General features: G+C 67.6%; 16 protein-coding genes. 15 read left to right on the top strand and 1 reads right to left on the bottom strand.

All coding sequences use genetic code 11. The annotated features are described in order from the left end of the window. Window positions 1-26: 26 nt before the first annotated feature. The 15 genes from MVF96_RS02160 (at window position 27) to MVF96_RS02090 (ending at window position 19,496) form a co-directional block, all read left to right on the top strand. The gene (locus MVF96_RS02160; protein ID WP_004021558.1) at window positions 27-581 is read left to right on the top strand and encodes a NuoB/complex I 20 kDa subunit family protein; all 555 of its coding nucleotides are present in this window, start codon (window positions 27-29) and stop codon (window positions 579-581) included. Continuing rightward, the gene (locus MVF96_RS02155) at window positions 578-1,285 is read left to right on the top strand and encodes an NADH-quinone oxidoreductase subunit C (RefSeq protein WP_065631168.1); all 708 of its coding nucleotides are present in this window, start codon (window positions 578-580) and stop codon (window positions 1,283-1,285) included. The genes MVF96_RS02160 and MVF96_RS02155 overlap by 4 nt, the downstream gene beginning before the upstream one ends. Then, the gene (nuoD, locus tag MVF96_RS02150; RefSeq protein WP_065631169.1) at window positions 1,285-2,598 is read left to right on the top strand and encodes an NADH dehydrogenase (quinone) subunit D; all 1,314 of its coding nucleotides are present in this window, start codon (window positions 1,285-1,287) and stop codon (window positions 2,596-2,598) included. Before MVF96_RS02155 ends, nuoD begins: the two co-directional genes overlap by 1 nt. After that, window positions 2,595-5,006, top strand: a complete 2,412-nt coding sequence (gene nuoF, locus MVF96_RS02145) for an NADH-quinone oxidoreductase subunit NuoF (protein WP_247451040.1) — start codon at window positions 2,595-2,597, stop codon at window positions 5,004-5,006. The genes nuoD and nuoF overlap by 4 nt, the downstream gene beginning before the upstream one ends. Next, on the top strand, window positions 5,003-7,420 hold the full coding sequence (locus tag MVF96_RS02140) for an NADH-quinone oxidoreductase subunit G (protein WP_247451038.1): 2,418 nt from the start codon (window positions 5,003-5,005) through the stop codon (window positions 7,418-7,420). Before nuoF ends, MVF96_RS02140 begins: the two co-directional genes overlap by 4 nt. Beyond that, window positions 7,417-8,697, top strand: a complete 1,281-nt coding sequence (gene nuoH / locus MVF96_RS02135; RefSeq protein ID WP_247451036.1) for an NADH-quinone oxidoreductase subunit NuoH — start codon at window positions 7,417-7,419, stop codon at window positions 8,695-8,697. The genes MVF96_RS02140 and nuoH overlap by 4 nt, the downstream gene beginning before the upstream one ends. Then, a complete protein-coding gene (nuoI, locus tag MVF96_RS02130) occupies window positions 8,690-9,253 on the top strand; it encodes an NADH-quinone oxidoreductase subunit NuoI (RefSeq protein WP_137810096.1) in 564 nt (187 codons plus the stop codon). Before nuoH ends, nuoI begins: the two co-directional genes overlap by 8 nt. Further along, complete coding sequence (locus tag MVF96_RS02125; RefSeq protein WP_137810097.1) at window positions 9,250-10,038, top strand: NADH-quinone oxidoreductase subunit J; 789 nt, start codon at window positions 9,250-9,252, stop codon at window positions 10,036-10,038. Before nuoI ends, MVF96_RS02125 begins: the two co-directional genes overlap by 4 nt. Further along, a complete protein-coding gene (gene nuoK, locus MVF96_RS02120; RefSeq protein ID WP_058251017.1) occupies window positions 10,035-10,334 on the top strand; it encodes an NADH-quinone oxidoreductase subunit NuoK in 300 nt (99 codons plus the stop codon). Before MVF96_RS02125 ends, nuoK begins: the two co-directional genes overlap by 4 nt. Window positions 10,335-10,344: 10 nt before the next feature. Next, window positions 10,345-12,258 (top strand): NADH-quinone oxidoreductase subunit L, encoded by a 1,914-nt coding sequence (gene nuoL, locus MVF96_RS02115; RefSeq protein ID WP_247451034.1) that lies wholly within the window; start codon window positions 10,345-10,347, stop codon window positions 12,256-12,258. Then, complete coding sequence (locus MVF96_RS02110; protein ID WP_247451032.1) at window positions 12,255-13,859, top strand: NADH-quinone oxidoreductase subunit M; 1,605 nt, start codon at window positions 12,255-12,257, stop codon at window positions 13,857-13,859. Before nuoL ends, MVF96_RS02110 begins: the two co-directional genes overlap by 4 nt. After that, complete coding sequence (gene nuoN, locus MVF96_RS02105; RefSeq protein ID WP_247451030.1) at window positions 13,859-15,631, top strand: NADH-quinone oxidoreductase subunit NuoN; 1,773 nt, start codon at window positions 13,859-13,861, stop codon at window positions 15,629-15,631. Before MVF96_RS02110 ends, nuoN begins: the two co-directional genes overlap by 1 nt. Window positions 15,632-15,822: 191 nt before the next feature. Next, a complete protein-coding gene (locus MVF96_RS02100) occupies window positions 15,823-16,701 on the top strand; it encodes a LysR family transcriptional regulator (protein ID WP_247451028.1) in 879 nt (292 codons plus the stop codon). Continuing rightward, window positions 16,698-17,624 (top strand): serine hydrolase, encoded by a 927-nt coding sequence (locus MVF96_RS02095; RefSeq protein ID WP_247451026.1) that lies wholly within the window; start codon window positions 16,698-16,700, stop codon window positions 17,622-17,624. The genes MVF96_RS02100 and MVF96_RS02095 overlap by 4 nt, the downstream gene beginning before the upstream one ends. 99 nt (window positions 17,625-17,723) lie before the next feature. Further along, entirely contained in the window at window positions 17,724-19,496 is a 1,773-nt protein-coding gene (locus MVF96_RS02090) for a penicillin-binding transpeptidase domain-containing protein (RefSeq protein WP_247451025.1), read from the top strand. 68 nt (window positions 19,497-19,564) lie between these two features. Here MVF96_RS02090 and MVF96_RS02085 read toward each other — a convergent pair whose 3' ends face one another. After that, window positions 19,565-21,166 carry an alkaline phosphatase D family protein gene (locus MVF96_RS02085; RefSeq protein ID WP_247451023.1) on the bottom strand — a complete coding sequence of 534 codons (1,602 nt, stop codon included), beginning with the start codon at window positions 21,164-21,166 and terminating at the stop codon, window positions 19,565-19,567. Between the last annotated feature and the right edge of the window lie 48 nt (window positions 21,167-21,214).

Here is a 21,214-nt window from a genome sequence, read left to right as displayed (position 1 = left end):
GATCCGATACGGCAAGGAGGTCACCCATGGGACTCGAGGAACGACTCCCCAGCGGATTCCTGCTGAGTACCGTCGAGGATCTGGCCGGGTTCATGCGCAAGGGCTCACTCTGGCCGGCGACGTTCGGGTTGGCCTGCTGCGCCATCGAGATGATGGCCACCACCTCGGGACGGTACGACCTCGCCCGGTTCGGCATGGAGGCATTCCGGGCGTCGCCGCGACAGGCCGATCTCATGATCGTCGCCGGCCGCGTCAGCCAGAAGATGGCCCCTGTCCTCCGGCAGATCTACGACCAGATGCCGGAGCCCAAATGGGTTCTCGCCATGGGGGTCTGCGCGTCGTCGGGCGGGATGTTCAACAACTACGCGATCGTCCAGGGCGTCGATCATGTGGTCCCTGTCGACATCTACCTGCCGGGCTGTCCGCCACGCCCGGAGATGTTGCTGCACGCCATCCTGAAGCTGCACGAGAAGATCCAGGAGATGCCGCTCGGTGTCAATCGCGAGGAGGCCATCTGGGCGGCCGAACGTGCCGCCCTCCAGGCCACCCCGACGATCGAGCTGAAGGGGTTGCTCCGATGACCACGCCCGCAGGCCATCAGGACCCCGAGAACCCGGCACCCCCACCGCACGACGCGGAGCAGATCGGCGTCCGACACGGGTTGTTCGGTCCGCCCGGAACCGGCGACACGTCGGGGTACGGCGGCCTGGTCCGGCCGGTGACGCTGCCGCCCAGTACGTCCCGACCCTACGGCGGGTATTTCGACGAGATCGCCGACTGTCTGCTCCACGAGATGGGCGACGGCTACGACGACGCGATCGAGAAGGTCGTGGTCTTCCGGGGCGAGATGACCATTCACGTTGTACGACAGCACCTTCCCGCCGTCGCACTGACTCTGCGCAACGCGCCCGCGTTGCGATTCGAACTCTGCCTCGGCGTGAGCGGGGTCCACTATCCCGGCGACCCGGGCCGCGAACTCCATGCCATCTATCCGCTCGCCTCCCTGACCCACGGGCGTCGCGTCCGTCTCGAGGTCGCGGCGCCCGATGCCGACCCGCACATCCCGAGCATCTGCGACATCTACCCCACCAATGACTGGCACGAACGCGAGACCTACGACTTCTTCGGCATCGTTTTCGACGGCCATCGCTCACTGACCCGGATCGAGATGCCCGACGACTGGGAGGGCCACCCCCAGCGCAAGGACTACCCGCTCGGCGGAGTCCCGGTGGAATACAAGGGAACCCGCGTCGACCCGCCGGACCGGAGGAGGTCGTACAACTGATGACCGACACCCATACGCACACCTACACCGTGTCGGGACAGGACTGGGACTCGATCGTGTCCGACGTCCGTACCCGCGCCGAGCAGCAACCGGGAGACGAACGCATCGTCGTCAACATGGGTCCGCAACACCCGTCGACGCACGGCGTCCTGCGCCTGATCCTCGAGATCGAGGGCGAGACCGTCACCGAGGCCCGCTGCGGAATCGGCTACCTGCACACCGGGATCGAGAAAAACCTCGAGTACCGCAACTGGACGCAGGGCGTCACGTTCGTCACCCGGATGGACTACTTGTCACCGTTCTTCAACGAGACCGCCTACTGCCTCGGCGTGGAGAAGCTCCTCGGTATCACCGACGACATCCCGGAACGCGCCACCGTCATCCGGGTGATGCTGATGGAGCTCAACCGCATCTCCAGCCATCTCGTCGCGCTGGCCACCGGCGGAATGGAACTCGGTGCCGTGACGGCGATGTTCCTCGGTTTCCGCGAGCGGGAGATGATTCTCGACCTCTTCGAACTCATCACCGGCCTGCGGATGAACCACGCCTACATCCGCCCCGGAGGTGTCGCACAGGACCTGCCGGAGGATGGCATCGACCGGGTCGCCGAGGTGATCCGACAGCTCCCCGGCCGCCTGGACGAACTCGGAGACCTGCTGAACGACAACTACATCTGGAAGGCGCGGACCCAGGGCGTCGGTTATCTCGACCTCACCGGTTGCATGGCACTCGGGATCACCGGTCCGGTGCTGCGGTCCACCGGTTACCCCCACGACCTGCGCCGCGCCGAGCCGTACTGCGGCTACGAGAACTACGAGTTCGACGTCATCACCGAGGACACGTGCGACTCCTACGGCCGCTACCTGATCCGCGTGCGCGAGATGCGCGAGTCGATCCGCATCGTGGAGCAGTGTCTGGAACGGCTCCGGCCGGGGCCGGTGATGGTCGCGGACCGCAAGCTCGCCTGGCCGGCCGACCTCGCGCTCGGACCGGACGGACTGGGCAACTCGCCCGAGCACATCGCCCGGATCATGGGCACCTCCATGGAAGCCCTCATCCACCACTTCAAACTCGTCACCGAGGGGATGCGCGTCCCGGCCGGCCAGTGCTACGTCGCCGTCGAATCACCGCGGGGCGAGCTCGGCGTGCACATGGTCAGCGACGGCGGCACCCGGCCGTACCGCGTCCACTTCCGCGACCCGTCGTTCACGAATCTGCAGGCCGTCGCGGCGATGTGCGAAGGCGGGATGGTGGCCGACGTCATCACGGCGGTGGCCAGCATCGACCCCGTGATGGGAGGCGTGGACCGATGACCGATCCCGTGTTCGTGGACCTGAGCACCGCACCCCCGCCGGAGGGATCGGCGCCGGCGCACGGAGCACCCGTCCCACCGATCACCTTCGACGGCCCGGCCGGTTACCCCGACGAGGTCATCGAACAGCTGACCGCAGAGGCACTTCCGATCATCGCCCGCTATCCGCAGGCGCGGTCGGCGCTGCTGCCGCTGCTTCACCTGGTGCAATCCCACGACGGCCGTCTCACACGTGCCGGTGTCGAATTCTGTGCCGCACAACTGGATCTGACACCCGCCCAGGTGGCCTCGGTCGCCACCTTCTACTCCATGTACCGACGCACACCCACCGGCGAGTACCTCGTCGGGGTCTGCACGAACACCCTGTGCGCGACCCTGGGTGGCGACGAGATCCTCCGTTCGGTCTGCGAGCACCTGGGCGTGGAACCCGGGGACACGACGGCCGACCACCGCATCACCGTCGAACACGTCGAATGCAATGCGGCCTGCGACTTCGCGCCGGTGGTGATGGTCAACTGGGAGTTCTTCGACGACCAGACCCCAGAGTCGACCATCGAGCTCATCGAGGACCTTCGCGCCGGTGTCGAGGTCACCCCGGCTCGCGGTACCGGCCCCGTGCGATCGTTCCGCGAGACCGAACGCGACCTGGCCGGGGCCCGTCCTCCGCTGGTTGAGCCGGCACCGAGCGCCCCTCCGCTGGTTCAGCCCACCCCGCCGCTGGCTGAGCCCTCCCCTCCGCTGGTTGAGCCGGCACCGAGCGCCCCTCCGCTGGTTGAGCCGGCACCGAGCGAAGCGAGGAGCCGAGTCGAAGCCACCTCGCAACCACCCTCTCCGCTGGTTGAGCCGGCACCGAGCGCAGCGAGGAGCCGAGTCGAAGCCACCTCGCAACCACCCTCTCCGCTGGTTGAGCCGGCACCTTCTCCGCTGGTTGAGCCGGCACCGAGCGAAGCGAGGCGCCGAGTCGAAGCCACCTCGCAACCACCCTCTCCGCTGGTTGAGCCGGCACCTTCTCCGCTGGTTGAGCCGGCACCGAGCGCAGCGAGGAGCCGAGTCGAAGCCACCTCGCAACCACCACAACCCGACCCCGAACCCGAACCCCCCGAGACCCCGATCCTGTCCCGCCACTGGGACGAACCGCAATCCTGGACCCTGGACAACTATCTGCGCCACAACGGTTATCGAGCGTTGTCGACCGCACTGACCACTCCCCCCGACGACATCATCGAGACGGTCAAGGCCTCCGGTCTCCGTGGCCGAGGCGGCGCGGGGTTCCCGGTCGGGATGAAGTGGTCGTTCATTCCCCAGCAGGATTCCACGCAGACCGACCCGTCTGTCCCGCACTATCTCGTGGTCAACGCCGACGAATCCGAGCCGGGCACGTGCAAGGACATGCCGCTGATGCTCGCGTCGCCGCACACCCTCGTCGAAGGCGTGATCATCGCGGCGTACGCCATCCGCGCGCACCACGCGTTCATCTACGTGCGCGGCGAAGTCGCCTCGGTTCTCCGTCGACTGCGCACCGCCGTCGACGAGGCGTACGCCGCAGGCTATCTCGGCACGGACATCCTGGGATCCGGCTTCGATCTCGAACTGGTCGTCCACGCCGGCGCGGGCGCCTACATCTGCGGCGAGGAAACCGCCCTGCTCGATTCGCTCGAGGGCCGCCGGGGACAACCGCGTCTGCGCCCGCCCTTCCCGGCGGTCGCCGGCCTGTACGCGAGTCCGACGGTCGTGAACAACGTGGAGTCGATCGCGAGCGTCCCGGCTATCATCCGCAACGGCGTCGACTGGTTCCGGTCCATGGGCACCGAGAAGTCACCCGGGTTCACCCTCTACTCGCTGTCGGGGCACGTGACGCGTCCCGGACAATACGAAGCGCCGCTGGGTGTTTCGCTACGAGAGCTACTCGACCGGGCGGGCGGGGTGCGCGCCGGGCACGAGCTGAAGTTCTGGACACCGGGCGGGTCGTCGACACCACTGCTGACGCCGGAGCACCTCGACGTCCCGCTCGACTACGAGGGCGTCGGCGCGGCCGGTTCGATGCTGGGCACCAAGGCCCTGCAGATCTTCGACGAGACGACCTGCGTCGTCGGCGCGGTCCTGCGGTGGACGGAGTTCTACGAACACGAGTCCTGCGGTAAATGCACCCCGTGCCGCGAGGGCACGTACTGGCTGGTGCAACTGCTGCACCGGCTGGAGCACGAGGGCGGAACCGCCGCGGACCTCGACACCCTCGCCGATGTCACCAACAGCATCGTCGGGAAGTCGTTCTGCGCGCTCGGGGACGGAGCGGGCAGCCCGATCGTGTCGTCGCTGAAGTACTTCCGCGACGAGTACCTCGCCCACCTCGACCACGGGTGCCCGTTCGACCATTCACGGTCGACCGTCTGGGCAGGAGTCGTCCGATGACACTCACCCACGGGAGCGACCCGGCGGCCGCAACCGACAACCTGGTCGGCATCACCATCGACGGCCGCGCCGTCCGGGTACCCAAGGGCACGTTGGTGATCCGCGCGGCCGAGCAGATCGGGATCACGATCCCGCGCTTCTGCGACCATCCGCTCCTCGAACCGGTCGGTGCCTGCCGGCAGTGTCTCGTCGAGGTCGAGGGGCAGCGAAAGCCGCTCGCGTCATGCACGACGGTGGCCACCGAGGGGATGGTGGTGCGGACGCAGCTCAGCTCGGAGATCGCGGCGGGAGCGCAACGCGGGGTGATGGAACTCCTCCTGATCAACCACCCGCTGGACTGCCCGGTATGCGACAAGGGCGGTGAGTGCCCGCTGCAGAACCAGGCGATGTCGGCCGGCCGTTCCGAGTCGCGGTTCGACGGCGTCAAGCGGACCTTCACCAAGCCGGTCCCCTTGTCGTCGGAGGTCCTGCTCGACCGGGAGCGATGTGTGTTGTGTGCCCGCTGCACCCGATTCTCCACACAGGTCGCGGGTGATCCGCTCATCGAGCTCGCGGATCGCGGTGCGCTACAACAGGTCAGCATCTACGCCGACGAACCGTTCGACTCCTACTTCTCCGGCAACACCGTGCAGATCTGCCCCGTCGGTGCGCTGACGGGGGCGCAGTACCGGTTCCGCGCCCGGCCGTTCGACCTGGTGTCGACGCCGAGCGTGTGCGAACACTGTGCGAGTGGATGCGCCCAGCGCACCGATCACCGCCGTGGAAAGGTGCTGCGCCGGCTGGCCGGTGACGATCCCGAGGTCAACTCGGAGTGGAACTGCGACAAGGGGCGATGGGCGTTCGCCTACACGTCGTCGCCCGACCGGATCACCGCCCCGCTCGTCCGGGACCGGCACGGCGATCTCCGTGAGGTGTCGTGGGCCGACGCCGTGCGCGCGGCGGCCGAGGGCTTGACCCGTTCACCGGGCAACGTCGGTGTACTCACGGGTGGCCGGTTGACCGTGGAGGACGCCTACGCGTACTCCCGCTTCGCGCGAACCGTGTTGCACACCAACGACATCGACTTCCGCGCCCGAAGCCACAGCACCGAGGAGGCCGCCTTCCTCGCCGCGCGTATCGCCGGTCACGGACTCGCGACCACCTACGACGACCTGTCCGCCGCACCAGCGGTGCTGCTCGCCGGTTTCGAACCCGAGGAAGAGTCCCCGATCGTCTTCCTCCGTCTCCGGCGGGCAGTACGCACCGCCGGGCAGCGCGTCGCGACGGTCGCCCCGTTCGCGAGCCGCGGCGCCACCAAACTCGACGCCGCGGTCCTCCGGTCCGTTCCCGGCAGCGAGGCACAGGTGCTGCAATCGGAGGAGGTGACCGCGCACCTGCGGCCCGCCGGCTCGGTCATCCTCGTCGGTGAACGGCTGGCCACCCGGCCCGGCGCGTTGGCCGCAGTCGCGGCACTGGCCGACCGCACCGGCGCCCGGCTGGCCTGGATTCCGCGCCGCGCCGGCGAACGAGGCGCGCTCGAAGCGGGCGCCCTGCCGGGCCTGCTACCCGGCGGCCGGCCACTCGACGACGAGGACGCCCGCAAGGCGGTGTCGGAGATCTGGGGCACCGATCTCGACCCGCGGCCCGGACGCGACACCGCCGGGATCATCGACGCCGCGCGCTATCACGGGCTCTCGCTGGTGATCGGCGGCGTCGACGTCGACGACCTCCCCGACCCCGTCGCGGCGACCGAGGCGCTGACCGCCGCACCGTTCGTCGTCAGCCTCGAGCAACGCCTCAGCGCCGTCACACGCTGCGCGAACGTGGTCTTCCCGGTGGCTGCCGTCGCGGAGAAGGAGGGCACGTTCGTCGACTGGGAGGGCCGCCCGCGGAGCTTCACCACCGCCCTGACGGACTCGGGCCACCTATCAGACCACCGCATCCTCGACGCGATCGCCCGGCAGATGGGTGTCGACATGCGGTGCGCCGACGTCCCGACCATCCACATCGACCTGCGACGCATCGGCGCATGGTCCGGCCGGCGGGCCCCCATCGACGCCGATGACAGGCCGCAGCCCGGCCCGACTGCCGGCCAGGCGGTTCTGGCGGGGTGGCACACGCTGCTCGACGACGGCCGGATGCAAGACGGGGAACCGCACCTCGCCGGCACCGCCCGTCCGTCGGTGGCCCGGCTCGCGCCGTCGACCGCCGCCGAAGCCGGTGTCGGGTCGGGCGACCTCCTGCGCGTCAGCACCGCCGACGGCGCCATCGTTTTGCCGGTGGAGATCACCGACATGCCGGATCGGGTCGTGTGGCTCCCGCTGTTCTCACCCGGCTCGCACGTCCACGCCACGCTTCGCGTGCAGGAGGGTGACCTCGTGGCCCTCGCGCCGGCCCCGGCCGACACAACCGACGCCGCAGGGGGTGCCGCGTGAACCTCGCCACCGATTTCCCGACCCTCGACGACTTCGGCCAGGACCCGATCTGGCTCGTCGTCGCCAAGGCGCTGGCCGTGTTCGTGTTCCTTGTGCTCAATCCGCTCATCGCCATCCTGCTCGAGCGAAAGATCATGGCACGCATGCAGACCCGCCTCGGGCCGAATCGGGTCGGCCCCAAGGGGATCCTGCAGAGCCTCGCCGACGGCGTGAAACTCGCACTCAAGGAGGGGATCATCCCCACCGGCGTCGACAAGGTGATCTATCTGCTGGCACCGATCATCGCGGTCGTCCCGGCGGTGATGGCCTTTGCGGTCATCCCGTTCGGGCCGATGGTGTCGGTATTCGGTCACCAGACTCCGTTGCAGCTCACCGATCTCCCCGTCGGAGTGCTGTATGTCCTGGCGGTCACGTCGGTGGGTGTCTACGGGATCGTGCTGGCCGGCTGGTCGTCGGGCTCGACCTATCCGCTGCTCGGCGGACTCCGCTCGACGGCACAGGTCATCTCGTACGAGATCGCGATGGGACTCACCTTCGCCGCGGTGTTCCTCGACGCCGCGACGATGTCGACGTCGGGAATCGTTGCCGCCCAGGAGTACCACTGGTACGTGTTGTTGCTGCTGCCCTCGTTCGTCATCTACGCCATCTCGATGGTCGGCGAGACCAACCGGGCGCCCTTCGATCTGCCCGAGGCCGAGGGTGAGCTGGTCGGCGGGTTCCACACCGAGTACTCGTCGTTGAAGTTCGCCATGTTCATGCTCGCCGAGTACATCAACATGGTCACCGTCTCCGCGCTCGCCACCACTCTGTTCCTCGGCGGTTGGCAGGCGCCGTGGCCGCTGAGCACGTTCGACTGGGCGAACTCCGGTTGGTGGCCCGTCCTCTGGTTCACGCTCAAGGTGTGGGCGTTCCTGTTCGTGTTCATCTGGCTGCGAACCAGTCTGCCGCGCCTGCGATACGACCAGTTCATGAATCTGGGCTGGAAGGTCCTGATCCCCATCTCGCTCACCTGGGTGATGGTCGTCGCGATCATCCGCGCAGCCTTCGCCGGCGAGGACGCCGACCTCACCCGCGCGCTGGTCTCCGCCGGCGCCGGACTCGTCGTCACCGGGCTCATCGCCTACGCGGTGTGGCGGTTGATGCGGGTCCCCGACATCCCGGACCCGACGCAGGACTCCGCAGACCCGTCCGCCGCACCCGACGAGTTCGACCCGATGGCCGGCGGATTCCCCGTGCCGCCGATGCCCAGCACCGTGAGGGAGACCACCGATGCCTGACTTCCTGAAACCGGTGAGCGGATTGCGCGTCACCTTCGGCGGCATGTTCCAACCCACAATCACGGAGCAGTACCCCGAGCAGAAACGGCCGACCGCAGCGCGCTATCACGGTCGCCATCAACTGAATCGGCACCCCGACGGTCTCGAGAAGTGCATCGGGTGCGAGCTGTGCGCGTGGGCGTGCCCGGCTGACGCCATCTATGTGGAGGGCGCCGACAACACACCCGACGAGCGCTACTCGCCCGGCGAACGGTACGGGCGCGTCTACCAGATCAACTATCTGCGGTGCATCGGTTGCGGGCTCTGCATCGAGGCGTGCCCCACGCGCGCGCTCACGATGACCAACGACTACGAACTCGCCGATGACAATCGCGCCGACCTCATCTACGAGAAGGACCGTCTGCTGGCCCCGCTGCAGCCCGGCGTCGACGCGCCGCCGCACGCGATGGCGCCGGGCTCCACCGAGGAGAACTACTACCGGGGCGAGGTGACGTCCGACGGGCGGGTCGCCCTGCCCGATCCGACTGTCCCGACCAGACGCGAGCCGCGGTCATGACTTCCGGTGGCACCCTGTGGCTCGCCGACGAGGTGGTGCGAACCTCCACCGGTGAGGCGATCCAGTTCTGGGTTCTCGGGGCCGTCGCGGTTGCCGGTGCGCTGGGTGTCGTCTTCGCCACCAAGGCCGTCTACTCGGCGATCTTCCTGGCCACCACGATGATCGTGCTGGCCGTCTTCTACGTCGCGCAGGGGGCGCTGTTCCTGGGCGTGGTGCAGGTGGTCGTGTACACCGGTGCGGTGATGATGCTGTTCCTGTTCGTCATCATGCTGATCGGCGTCGACTCGTCGGACTCACTGCGGGAGACCCTGCGCGGCCAGCGACTGTCCGCGGTGTTGCTCGGTGTCGGCTTCGGGATCCTGTTGATCGCCGGGATCGGCAGCGCCACCGTCGGTGTCGTCACCGGTGCCACCAACCCCGACGTGGTGGCCGCGCAGAGCGACGCCGGTGTGGAGGCCATCGCCGAGCTGATCTTCGTCCGCTACCTGTGGGCGTTCGAGCTCACCGGAGCCCTCCTCATCGCCGCCACGCTCGGCGCCATGGTGCTCGCGCACCGGGAGCGTTTCGGCCCACGACTCACCCAGAAAGAACTGTCGCAGGCGCGGTTCCGCAGTGGGGTCAACCTGACCCCGCTGCCGACACCCGGGGTCTACGCGCGACACAACGCGGTCGACGTGCCGGCCCGTCTGCCCGACGGGTCGCCGTCGGACCTGTCGGTCAACGCCATCCTGGCCGCGCGGACACTCCGCACCCGCCCGGCCGACGACCCGGGGACCGACCGGTGAACCCGGAGAACTACCTCTACCTCGCAGCGCTGCTGTTCACCATCGGCGCGGCCGGAGTACTGCTGCGACGCAACGCGATCGTCGTGTTCATGTGCGTCGAGCTCATGCTCAATGCGGCCAACCTCGCCTTCGTCACCTTCGCCCGGATGAACCAGTCGTTCGACGGCCAGGTCATCGCGTTCTTCACCATGGTCGTCGCCGCGGCGGAAGTGGTGGTCGGGCTGGCGATCATCATGACCATCTTCCGATCACGCCGCTCGGCGTCGGTCGACGACGCGGATCTGCTGAAGAGGTAGAGGAGGATTGGTGAACGCCGAACTCACTGCGTCATTGCTCTGGCTGATACCGGCTCTGCCGCTTCTGGGTGCGGCGATCCTCCTTCTCGGTGGTCGCGCCACGGACCGGTGGGGGCATTTGCTCGGGACGGGCCTCGCGATCGCGTCGTTCGCGGTGGCGCTGATCATGTTCATCGGCATGGTGTCCCGATCTGCCGACGACCGCGTCGTGTCGGACGTCCTGTTCAGTTGGGTACCGGTGGGCGAGCTCCAGGTCGACTTCGGGTTTCTCCTCGACCAGCTGTCGATGTGCTTCGTCCTGCTGATCACCGGCGTCGGCTCGCTCATCCACGTCTATTCGATCGGCTACATGCAGCACGATCCGGATCGTCGCCGATTCTTCGCCTACCTCAACCTGTTTCTCGCGGCCATGCTCGTCCTGGTCCTGGCCGACAACTACCTGGGTCTCTACCTCGGCTGGGAAGGCGTCGGACTCGCGTCGTACCTGCTGATCGGTTTCTGGCAGCACAAGCCGTCGGCGGCCACCGCGGCCAAGAAGGCATTCGTCGTCAACCGGGTCGGCGACATCGGGCTCGCTGTCGCCCTGATGATCATGTTCGCCGCCTTTGGCTCAGTGGCCTTCACCGCGGTGTTCGACGGTGCTTCCCAGGCAGGCGAGACGACACTCACCGCACTGGGTTTCGTGCTGCTTCTCGCCGCATGCGGCAAGTCGGCGCAGGTGCCGCTGCAGTCGTGGCTGGGCGACGCGATGGAGGGCCCGACGCCGGTGTCGGCGCTGATCCACGCCGCGACCATGGTGACCGCAGGCGTCTACCTCATCGTGCGCTCGGGCCCGATCTTCGACCTCGCCCCCGCCGCCCAGGTCGGGGTTGTGGTCGTCGGCGCGGTCACCCTGTTGTTCGGTGCCGTCATCGGTTGCGCGAAGGACGACATCAAGAAGGCGCTCGCCGCGTCGACGATGAGCCAGATCGGGTACATGGTGCTGGCCGCCGGGCTCGGTCCGGCGGGTTACGCGTTCGCCATCATGCACCTCCTCACCCACGGGTTCTTCAAGGCGGGGTTGTTCCTCGGTGCGGGTTCGGTGATGCACGGGATGAACGACGAGACCGACATGCGTCGCTACGGCGGACTGCGCGCCCTCATGCCGATCACGTTCGTCACCTTCGGCGTCGGGTATCTCGCGATCATCGGTGTGCCGCCGTTCGCGGGCTTCTACTCGAAGGATCACATCATCGAGGCCGCGTTCGGAGCGGGTGGAGCGAAAGGTCTGATCCTCGGTGGCGCAGCACTTCTCGGCGCCGGGATCACCGCGTTCTACATGACCCGGGTCATGTTGCTCACCTTCTTCGGCGAGAAGCGTTGGCACGACGGCACGCACGCGCCGGCACCTCACCCGCACGAGTCGCCGCGTGTCATGACCGGCCCGATGATCCTGATCGCGCTCGGCTCCGTTGCATCGGGCGGCCTTCTGGCCATCGGCGGATCGCTGGAGACGTGGCTCGAACCCGTTGTCGGAGAACACACCGAGCACCATCTCGTCCCGGTGTGGGCCATGACGGCGATCATCCTGCTCGTGGTCGCCGTCGGCGTGGCTGTCGCCTACCGTCAGTACGCGACTCGACCGGTGCCGGTGACCGCGCCCGAGGACGTATCCGTGCTCACCGTCGCCGCTCGCCGCGATCTGTACGGCGACGCCGTCAACGAGGAGCTGCTGATGCGGCCGGGTCAGCGGGTCACCGCCGGCCTCGTCGCGGTCGAGTCCGACGGCGTCGACGCGCTCACCAGTGGTGTCGGTGATGCGGTGACCGGCGCGTCGCGTCGAATACGCGGGTGGCAGAACGGTTATGTCCGGTCGTATGCCTTGTCGATGTTCGCGGGTACCACCGTGATCGTGGCCCTGGTGATGGCGGTGAACGTCCTGTGAGCATCCCCTGGTTGACCATCCTCTGGGTTGCGCCCGCCGTCGGCGCGGCCCTTGTCCTCGCGGTCCCGGCGCACCGGGCGACCGCGGCGAGATGGTTCGCGCTCGTGGTGTCCGTGGCTGTCCTCGTCCTCTCGGTCGGTCTCGCGGCCGGTTTCGATCCCGGTGGGGAGCGCTACCAGTTCGTCGAAGACGTCAGCTGGATACCGGCGCTGGGTACGCGGTATGCGCTGGGGCTCGACGGCATCGGACTCGTCCTGGTGCTGCTTACCGCGGCGCTCCTGCCCCTGCTGCTCGTGGCCGGCTGGCGCGATGCCGAGTCGGCGGGCTCGCTGGACAATTCGGGTGGCCGCGCGCAGAAGGGCCCGCACATCTACCTGGCGCTGTTCCTCGCCACCGAGGCGATGGTGCTGATGAGTTTCGTCGCGCTCGACGTGCTGCTGTTCTACATCTTCTTCGAGGCGATGCTCATCCCGATGTACTTCCTGATCGGCGGGTTCGGCACCGGACCCAACCGATCGGCAGCCGCGGTGAAGTTCCTGTTGTACAACCTCTTCGGCGGACTCCTTCTGTTGGCCGCGGTCATCGGACTGTACGTGGTGACCGCCCAGGACGGGGTGGGCCCAGACGGTGGCGGGACGTTCGCGCTGCCGGACATCGCCGCAGCTGTCGCGAGCGGACAGATCGATGACTCGACCGGGTTGGCCAAACTCCTGTTCCTCGGCTTCCTGTTCGCCTTCGCGGTGAAAGCACCGCTGTGGCCGTTGCATTCGTGGTTGCCCGACGCCGCCGTCGCCGCCACGCCCGCCTCGGCGGTGCTGATGATGGCCGTGATCGACAAGGTCGGGACCTTCGCGATGCTGCGATTCTGCATGCAGCTGTTCCCGGACGCATCCCAGTACTTCGCGCCGCTCGTCTGCGGACTCGCGGTCGTCAGCATCGTCTACGGCGCGGTCCTGGCAATCGGCCAGACCGACGTGATGCGGCTCATCGCCTACACCTCCATCTCGCACTTCGGCTTCATCATCCTCGGCATCTTCGCGATGACCGACCAGGGCCAGACCGGGTCGACGCTCTACATGGTCAACCACGGGATCTCCACCGCCGCACTGTTCCTCATCGCCGGCTTCCTCGTATCACGTCGTGGGAGCACCCTGATCGCCGACTACGGCGGCGTGCAGAAGGTCGCGCCCGTCCTCGCCGGCACCTTTCTCGTCGCCGGGCTCGCCACCCTCTCGCTCCCGGGGCTGGCCCCGTTCATCAGCGAGTTCCTGGTTCTCATCGGCACCTTCACCCGCTACCCGGTGGCCGCGGTGATCGCCTGCTCGGCGCTCGTCCTGTCGGCGATCTACATCCTGTGGACGTATCAGCGCATGATGGGCGGGCCGATGAAACCGGCCGGCGACCGCTTGTCGTCGATGCGGGACCTGGCGGGTCGCGAACTCGTGGTCGTCGCTCCGCTGCTGGCTCTGCTCATCGCGCTGGGGGTGTATCCGAAGCCGATGATCGACCTGATAGATCCGGCGGTACAGGCAACCCTCACCACTGTCGGCGTCGAGGCGCCCGAACCGGCCGTCGCCGAGTCTGATCCGGAGGGCAACTGATGACATCGACCACCCTCGTCGACGGTCCGATGACGCTGGCCGCCATCGACACCCCCAGCGTCGAATACGCATCTCTCGCACCGATGCTCATCGTCTTCGGCGTGGGGGTCGTCGGGGTCCTGGTCGAGGCGTTCGCGCCGCGTCGTCTGCGGTATCCCCTGCAACTCTCGCTCGCGCTCGGCGGGTTGGTCGTCGGATTGGGTGCCCTGATCGCGGTGGCGGTCGCGCAGACACACGATGGCGCGAACGGCGAGTTCGCGATGTCGGGTGCGGTCGTGATCGACCGACCGGCACTGTATCTACAAGGGCTGCTGCTGATCATCGCGGTCGTCGCCGTCGGGTTCATGGCCGAGCGCCGACTCGAGCGAGTGGTCGCACCGGTGACGATGCGAAGGCTCGCCGGGGTCGGCGGCGGAGACGACGCGACCACGCGTGGCGGCCCGGCCGGTGGCGGTGTGGACGCCGACATGTTCACCCCCTCCGGTGCCTCGGTACCCAACACCGATGCCGAGTTCGAGGCCACCCGCGCCGGAGCGGTGACGACCGAGGTCTTTCCCCTGGCCCTGCTCGCGGTGGGCGGGATGATGCTGTTCCCGGCGTGTGGGGACCTGCTCACGATGTTCATCGCGCTGGAGGTGTTCTCGCTCCCGCTGTATCTGCTGTGCGGACTGGCCCGGCGTCGGCGCCTCATCTCGCAGGAAGCCTCCCTGAAGTACTTTCTGCTGGGCGCGTTCTCGTCCGCGTTCTTCCTGTTCGGAGCGGCCTTCGTCTACGGCGCCACGGGTTCGCTGAACCTCTCGACGATCGGTGCGTCGATCTCGGCGACCGCCGACAGCGGCGGTGACACGACACTGGCACTCATCGGGCTGGCGCTGCTCGCCGTCGGCCTGCTCTTCAAAGTGGGTGCGGTGCCGTTCCATTCGTGGATTCCCGATGTCTATCAGGGCGCTCCGACGCCGGTAACCGCATTCATGGCCGCCGCCACCAAGGTCGCCGCTTTCGGCGCGCTGCTCCGGGTCTTCTACGTCGGCTTCCCGGGCCTGAGGGAGCAGTGGGAACCCGCGTTGTGGGCGGTGGCCATCGCGTCGATGGTCATCGCCTCGGTCATGGCGGTGACCCAGAACGACGTCAAGCGGATGCTCGCGTACTCGTCCATCGCGCACGCCGGGTTCATCCTGCTCGGCCTGATCGCCTTCGACGAGGCCGGACTCGGCGCCACGCTGTTCTACCTCGCCGCCTACGCGTTCACCACTCTCGGCGCCTTCGCCACCGTCGCCGTCATCCGCGAGCCCGACACCGACTCCGGTCCCTCCGCCCGCACAGTCGCCATCCACGGCACGTCACCGCTGCCGCGAAACCCGCACCTGTCCGGCCGCGAGGCCACCTACCTCACCCAGTGGTCGGGGTTGGGGCGCCGTTACCCGCTGGTGGGCGCCATGTTCTCGGTGTACCTGCTCTCCTTCGCGGGCATTCCGCTGACCAGTGGCTTCATCGCCAAATTCGACGTCTTCGCCGCCGCGGCCGGTTCCGGCGGCGGCGTCCTGGTGGTCATCGGCGTCATCAGCAGCGCCATCGCCGCCTACGTCTACGTCCGCATCATCGTCGCCATGTTCTTCGACGACGTCCCCACCTCCGGCGCCCCGCACGTGGTGAAACCGAGTGTGCTGACGACGTCTGGCATCGCCCTGTGCACTCTGGTGACGGTCGCGCTCGGTATCTTTCCGCAACCGCTGCTCGACCTCGCCGACGCGGCAGCGGTGTTCTTGCGCTGACAGATGATCAGGAACGGATCTGTCAGCGAAACGTCGACCACTGCGGAGTTGTGCAGGATCGTGCACGGTCACATATCGAGTTGGGGCATTTGGGTCCGGTATGCGACGCATACTGCCCCAACGTCAGGCGCTGTGTGTGGTCACTTCCCAGCTGAAGCCTTCCCGGGTGCAACCATGCCATCCTGGAACCCGTGGATCTGATCAGGCACTTGCGGTTCTTCGTCGCCGTGGCCGAGGAGGGCCACTTCGGCGAGGCCGCTACGCGCCTTGAGATGACACAGCCGCCGGTGTCGCAGGGTCTGCGTCGCCTGGAGAAGCAGCTGGGACTCCAGCTCATCCGACGCACCACTCGCGGCGCCGAACTCACCGATGCCGGACGCGAACTGCTTCCGCGCGCGCGTCTACTCGTCGACGACGCCTCGAGATTCGTCGGCGAGGCCCGGCGGCTGCACCAGCGGACCGAGGTATTGCGTTGGGGTACCCCATCACTGGTCGGCCCGACGATCACGGCCACGCTGGCACGCCGCATCGCCGGGGTCGCGTCCGGACAGGACACGGTCAGCTCCTCGACGGTCGATCTCGTCGAACAGGTGTCGGTCGGGTCACTCGACCTTGCGGTCGTCGAAGCGCCCTGTGTCACCGGCTCTTTGAGCAGCGGCCCGATCGTCGTCCTCAAGCGTTCGGTCGTGCTGCCTGCTTCGCATCCGACAGCAGATGCCGACCGGCCGCGCCTGCGTCAACTCGCGGGGTTGCACTTCTGCCACACACCACGGGCGTTCAACCCGCCTGCGCACGACCAGCTGATCGACCGGCTCCGAGAGTCCGGCCTCGACCCGCAGCTGAATCCGGTGACGTCCGCCGACCAAGTACTGGCGGCAGTAGCTGCCGGGCACGCCTTCGCGCTGACCGTTGATAGCGATGTCCTTGCTGCGGTCGACGCCGTTCGCTGCCTGTCCGTCGGACCGGACGCCACCGCGCTGCGCCTTCGCGTCGTCTACCGCGAACCCGGCCTCAGCGAGGTGGCGGAGGTCGTCACCGCCGCCCTCTACCGGATCGGCAAGGCGACGTGAGCTCGTCGGCGCCCCTGCCCGAGTCGGTCCGCACCGAGCTCGACCGCGCTGTCCACGAGACCTTCGCCGACGCCGGCTGTTCGGGGTGCGTGCATGTTCGGACCATCGGTCCGACGCCGGTCGAGTACTGCCACGACGCCGACACCCCGGTCGTCCTCGCGTCGGTGTACAAACTCGCGGTGTTGGTCTCCCTGTGCCGCATGGCAGATCGCGGCGACATCGATCTCACGGCGTCAACCACCGTCGATCCCACCCGGTGGGCTCAGGGCCCGACCGGGCTCGCCTTGTTCTCCGACCCGGTCATCATTTCCTGGCGCGACCTGGCCACCTCGATGATGACCGTCTCGGACAATGTCGCCGCCGACGTCATACTCGCCCACATCGGACTGCCGCAGATCCACGACGACCTGGTCGACCTCGGCCTCACACACACCCGCATCGTCGGTGGTGTCGCCGAATCGCACGCGCGTCTGCAGCGGGAGACCGGCACGAGCACCGTCGCCGAGGCCTTCGCCGCCCTGGCCGATCCCGACTTCGACGCCTCGGTCAGCGCCTACGACGCCGCCTACTCCAGTGCTGCGACACCGCGCGACTGCACGACGCTGCTCGACGCGATCTGGACCGATCGCGCAGCGTCCACCGCGTCGTGCGAGTTCATTCGCCAGACGATGAGGAAACAGGTCTTCACTTCGCGCCTCGCATCGGGGTTTCCCTTCCGCCGGGTGAGCGTCGCGGGAAAGACGGGCACGCTCGTCGCCGTTCGCAACGAGATCGGCGTCATCGAGTTCCCCGGCGAAGTGCCGATCGCGGTCGCGGTGTTCACGATGAGCGCGAGATCCGAGATGGCGCTACCCGAGGTCGACCGCGCCATCGGAGAGGTGGCCCGCGTGATTGTCACCGAACTCCGAAGACCGGATGACTGACCTGAAACCGGACCAGGAACAGCGACGATAGCGAACCGCTATCGGCCGATCGCGTGCCGAAACTTGGCATCACGGCGTCCCGATGGGTTGGCTCGGGTCATGCGTCGATGGTGGGCACTGGTGAGTGCATGTATGGCGATCGTGGGCACGATGTCGGGTTGCTTCCTGTCCTCAGAATCACCTGAGGACGCGCTACGGTCGTTCGCGGCCGCGCTGCAGGAGGGCGATGCCACCAGAGCCGCGGCGCTCACCGACGATCCGACCGCGGCAGGCGCGGCGATCACCGCCATGTTCGATGGCATGGGCCGCACGCCCAAGCTCTCGGTCGCGGCCGACCTGGTCGACGACAAGGAGGTCAGCGGCACACTCGACCATCGCTGGCAGATCCGCGATCGGAGCGTCGAGTATCAGACCTCTGTCGTTCTCGCCGAGTCGGATTCCCAATGGAAGATCCGGTGGCAGCCCTCCGTCCTGCACCGGCAACTCCGTGCCGGGGAATCGTTCTCGTACAGCGACGATCGCGCCTACCGGACGCCGGTCCTCGACACCAACGATCGGCCGCTCATGACCTGGCAGGCCGTCACCCTGGTCGCGTTGCAACGCGCGCAACTCGATTCGGCGGAGATGCTCGCCCGCGCCCTCCGACCCGTCGAACCCGGTATGACCGCCGCCGGTATCCGCGCGGCCTTCGCAGGCAACAATGCGCCGCAGCACACGGTGATCCGGCTCCGCGAGTCCGATCTCCGGCGCGTCCGGCGCTCGGTGGAGCCGATCCCGGGTGTCGCGCTCAACGAGCAGGGCGCGCTGCTCAGCGCCACCAGAGCACTGCATTCGCCGGCGATGTCGGGACTCGAGGAGATCTGGCGCGAGCACATCGACGCCACGGCGGGGTGGTCCGTCCAGATCGTCGGCGCCGACGGCACACCCACTCATCTCGTCGACTCGGCGCAACCCGGTGTCACGCCACCGGTACGCACGACCCTCGATCGCGATGTCCAGACCCGTGCGCAACTCGCCGTCGACGGCGAACGACGCCCTGCCATGGTCGTGGCCATCAAGCCGTCCACCGGGGGCATCGTCGCCGTCGCGCAGAACGACGCCGCCGACAGGTCGGGATCGGTCTCACTGTCCGGGCTCTACCCTCCGGGTTCGACGTTCAAGACCATCACGACCGCAGCAGCACTGGACGCCGGAGCCGTGCAACCGACGTCACAGGTCCGCTGTCCTGGCCGCACCACAATCGAAGGTCGGACGATCCCGAACGAGGACGACTTCGACCTCGGGACCGTGCCACTGTCAACAGCTTTCGCGCGCTCGTGCAACACGACGATGGGCGCCCTCGCGAACAGGCTGCCCGACGACGCGCTCACCGCAATGGCACGACGGTTCGGCATCGGCGCGGACTACACCGTTCCGGGCCTGACGACCGTCACCGGGTCGGTGCCCCGCGCCGATTCGCCTGCGTTGCGGGTCGAGAACGGTATCGGTCAGGGTACGGTGACCGTCAGCCCCTTCGGTCTCGCCCTGGCCGAGGCGAGCCTCGCGCGCGGTGAGACCGTGACCCCCGGTCTGGTTCGCGGGAGGGACACGACGGGAGACGTGGAACCGCAACAGATCCCGGGCGACATCACTCGTGCGCTCCGAGGCATGATGCGTGACACCGTCACCCGCGGGACGGCAACCGCACTACGCGACATCCCCGGCCTCGGCGGCAAGACCGGCACGGCGGAGTACGGCGACAACAAGAACCCGCATGGCTGGTTCGCCGGGATCGTCGGGGACCTGGCGTTCGCGACGCTCGTCGTCGGAGGCGGGTCGTCCGCACCCGCTGTCGAGGTGACCGGAGAGTTCCTGCGGCCGCTGAGCGAGTGAGCAGCTTCCGCAGAGTGCGGGAACGGCACCGGATTCCGGGACGAATCCCGCACTCTGTCAACGGGTCGTCACGACGCCGGCTCGAGGTCCTTTCGGTACAGGGTCTTGCCCGACGCGTCGACCAGATCCACGCTCAGCACCTTGGTCCGGCCGTCGATCGTCACCTCGCCGAAGTGTTGAAACCCCTCGGCCGGTGACACATTCGACTCGGTGGGCGCATGGACGAATTCGTACTCGGCACCGAATGTGCTGTCCAACGGGCTCTCCGGGAACGCACCCGCGTGCAGCGGTCCGGCGACGAACTCCCAGAACGGGGCGAAGTCCTTGAAGCCGGCACGGTCGGGCTCATAGGAGATCGCGGCGGTGTAGTGGACATCGGCGGTCAGGAACACCACGTTCCGGACGTTCTTCGTCTGAGACAGGATGCGGGAGAACGCGATCTCACGACCAAGCGGATCGCCCTCATCTCCCTGGGCCACCGCTTCCATCGCCTTCGGACCGTCCGGCGGTGTCGTGTTCTTGTCCTCCACGACGATGCTCAGCGGCAGGTCATTGGCGACGATCTTCCAGGTCGCCGTCGAACCCCGCAGTCCGTCGATGAGCCACTGGGCCTGTTCCGAACCGAGCAAGCCGTCGACGTCGTCCCTCGACCACGCATCGGGGTTCGGGTCCTTGTGGCTGCGCATGTCGAGGATGAAGACGTCGAGCAGCGGACCGTATGACACCCTGCGGTACAGACGATCCGAGGCACCGATCTCGACGGGTTGCCATTCCTGCCAGGCCTGACGTCCGTTGCGCGCCAATACGTCGACGCTCATCTCGGTGTATCCCTCGCGGCCCTGCCCCTCGAGACTCTCCCCGGGGAACCAGTTGTTGACGACCTCGTGGTCGTCCCACTGCACCAGCTGCGGGACTGATCCGACGAAGCGTCGGAAGTGGTCGTCGGTCAGGTTGTATGCGTAGTTTCCACGAAACTGCTCGACGGTCTGCGCCACCTGAGCCTTCGCCGGACTGGTGATGTTCCGATAGGTCTTCCCGTCGTTCTGTTCCTGAGTCGCCTCGACCGGGTTGTCGGCGTAGATGGCGTCGCCGGAGTGGATGAAGAACTGCGGGTCACGGTCGGCCATGGTGGCGAAGATGGTCATCCCGCCCATATCGGGGTTGATGCCCCACCCCTGCCCGACCACGTCGCCGGACCACTGGAACCTGATGTCGCCGTCTCGTACCGGAGCTGTCGTGAAGATTCCGGTCGCCGGTTCGGAGAGCGCGCCGTCCTCACCTTCGAAGGTGACGCGATAGTGCACGGTCTGGCCGGGCTCCAGGCCGGCCACCCGCAGTCGGCCGGTCCCGTCGCCGGCGGGCGTCACCTGCGGTCCGCGGAATTTCCGTGCAGCGCCGAAGGACTCGCTCGATGCGGTCTCGACGATCATGGTCGCCGGCCGGTCCGACCGCGCCCACACCAGCGCCCCTCCGCTGGTCACCTCGCCGGTGGCCACCCCGTGGGTGAGGACCGGCCGGTTTCTGACCAGACTCGGCGTCGCCGAACCAGGATTCGACGACCCGCAGGCTGCCAGCGCGGACCCGACCGGGACGAGGAGCGCCCCCGTAGCGGCAGTCCGCAGAATCGTGCGCCTGGACGTGGGACGGTCTGCTCGATGAGGTCGGGCCATGGGCGCCAGCGTGGCGTAGCACTTCCAATGGCTGGTGAAGCGCAGGTG

The organism is Gordonia hongkongensis, assembly GCF_023078355.1.
Classification (GTDB): Bacteria; Actinomycetota; Actinomycetes; order Mycobacteriales; family Mycobacteriaceae; genus Gordonia; species Gordonia hongkongensis.
Note: the sequence above shows the minus strand (reverse complement) of the source record. Positions and strands in the feature narration are given on the sequence as shown.

Excerpts from the sequence above, each read along its gene's own strand:
- nuoN (WP_247451030.1), top strand. The coding sequence starts at position 13,859 with ATGACATCGACCACCCTCGTCGACGGTCCGATGACGCTGGCCGCCATC.
- nuoI (WP_137810096.1), top strand. The coding sequence starts at position 8,690 with ATGCCTGACTTCCTGAAACCGGTGAGCGGATTGCGCGTCACCTTCGGC.
- MVF96_RS02090 (WP_247451025.1), top strand. The coding sequence starts at position 17,724 with ATGCGTCGATGGTGGGCACTGGTGAGTGCATGTATGGCGATCGTGGGC.
- MVF96_RS02085 (WP_247451023.1), bottom strand. The coding sequence starts at position 21,166 with ATGGCCCGACCTCATCGAGCAGACCGTCCCACGTCCAGGCGCACGATT.
- MVF96_RS02160 (WP_004021558.1), top strand. The coding sequence starts at position 27 with ATGGGACTCGAGGAACGACTCCCCAGCGGATTCCTGCTGAGTACCGTC.
- nuoF (WP_247451040.1), top strand. The coding sequence starts at position 2,595 with ATGACCGATCCCGTGTTCGTGGACCTGAGCACCGCACCCCCGCCGGAG.
- MVF96_RS02155 (WP_065631168.1), top strand. The coding sequence starts at position 578 with ATGACCACGCCCGCAGGCCATCAGGACCCCGAGAACCCGGCACCCCCA.
- MVF96_RS02125 (WP_137810097.1), top strand. The coding sequence starts at position 9,250 with ATGACTTCCGGTGGCACCCTGTGGCTCGCCGACGAGGTGGTGCGAACC.
- nuoD (WP_065631169.1), top strand. The coding sequence starts at position 1,285 with ATGACCGACACCCATACGCACACCTACACCGTGTCGGGACAGGACTGG.
- MVF96_RS02140 (WP_247451038.1), top strand. The coding sequence starts at position 5,003 with ATGACACTCACCCACGGGAGCGACCCGGCGGCCGCAACCGACAACCTG.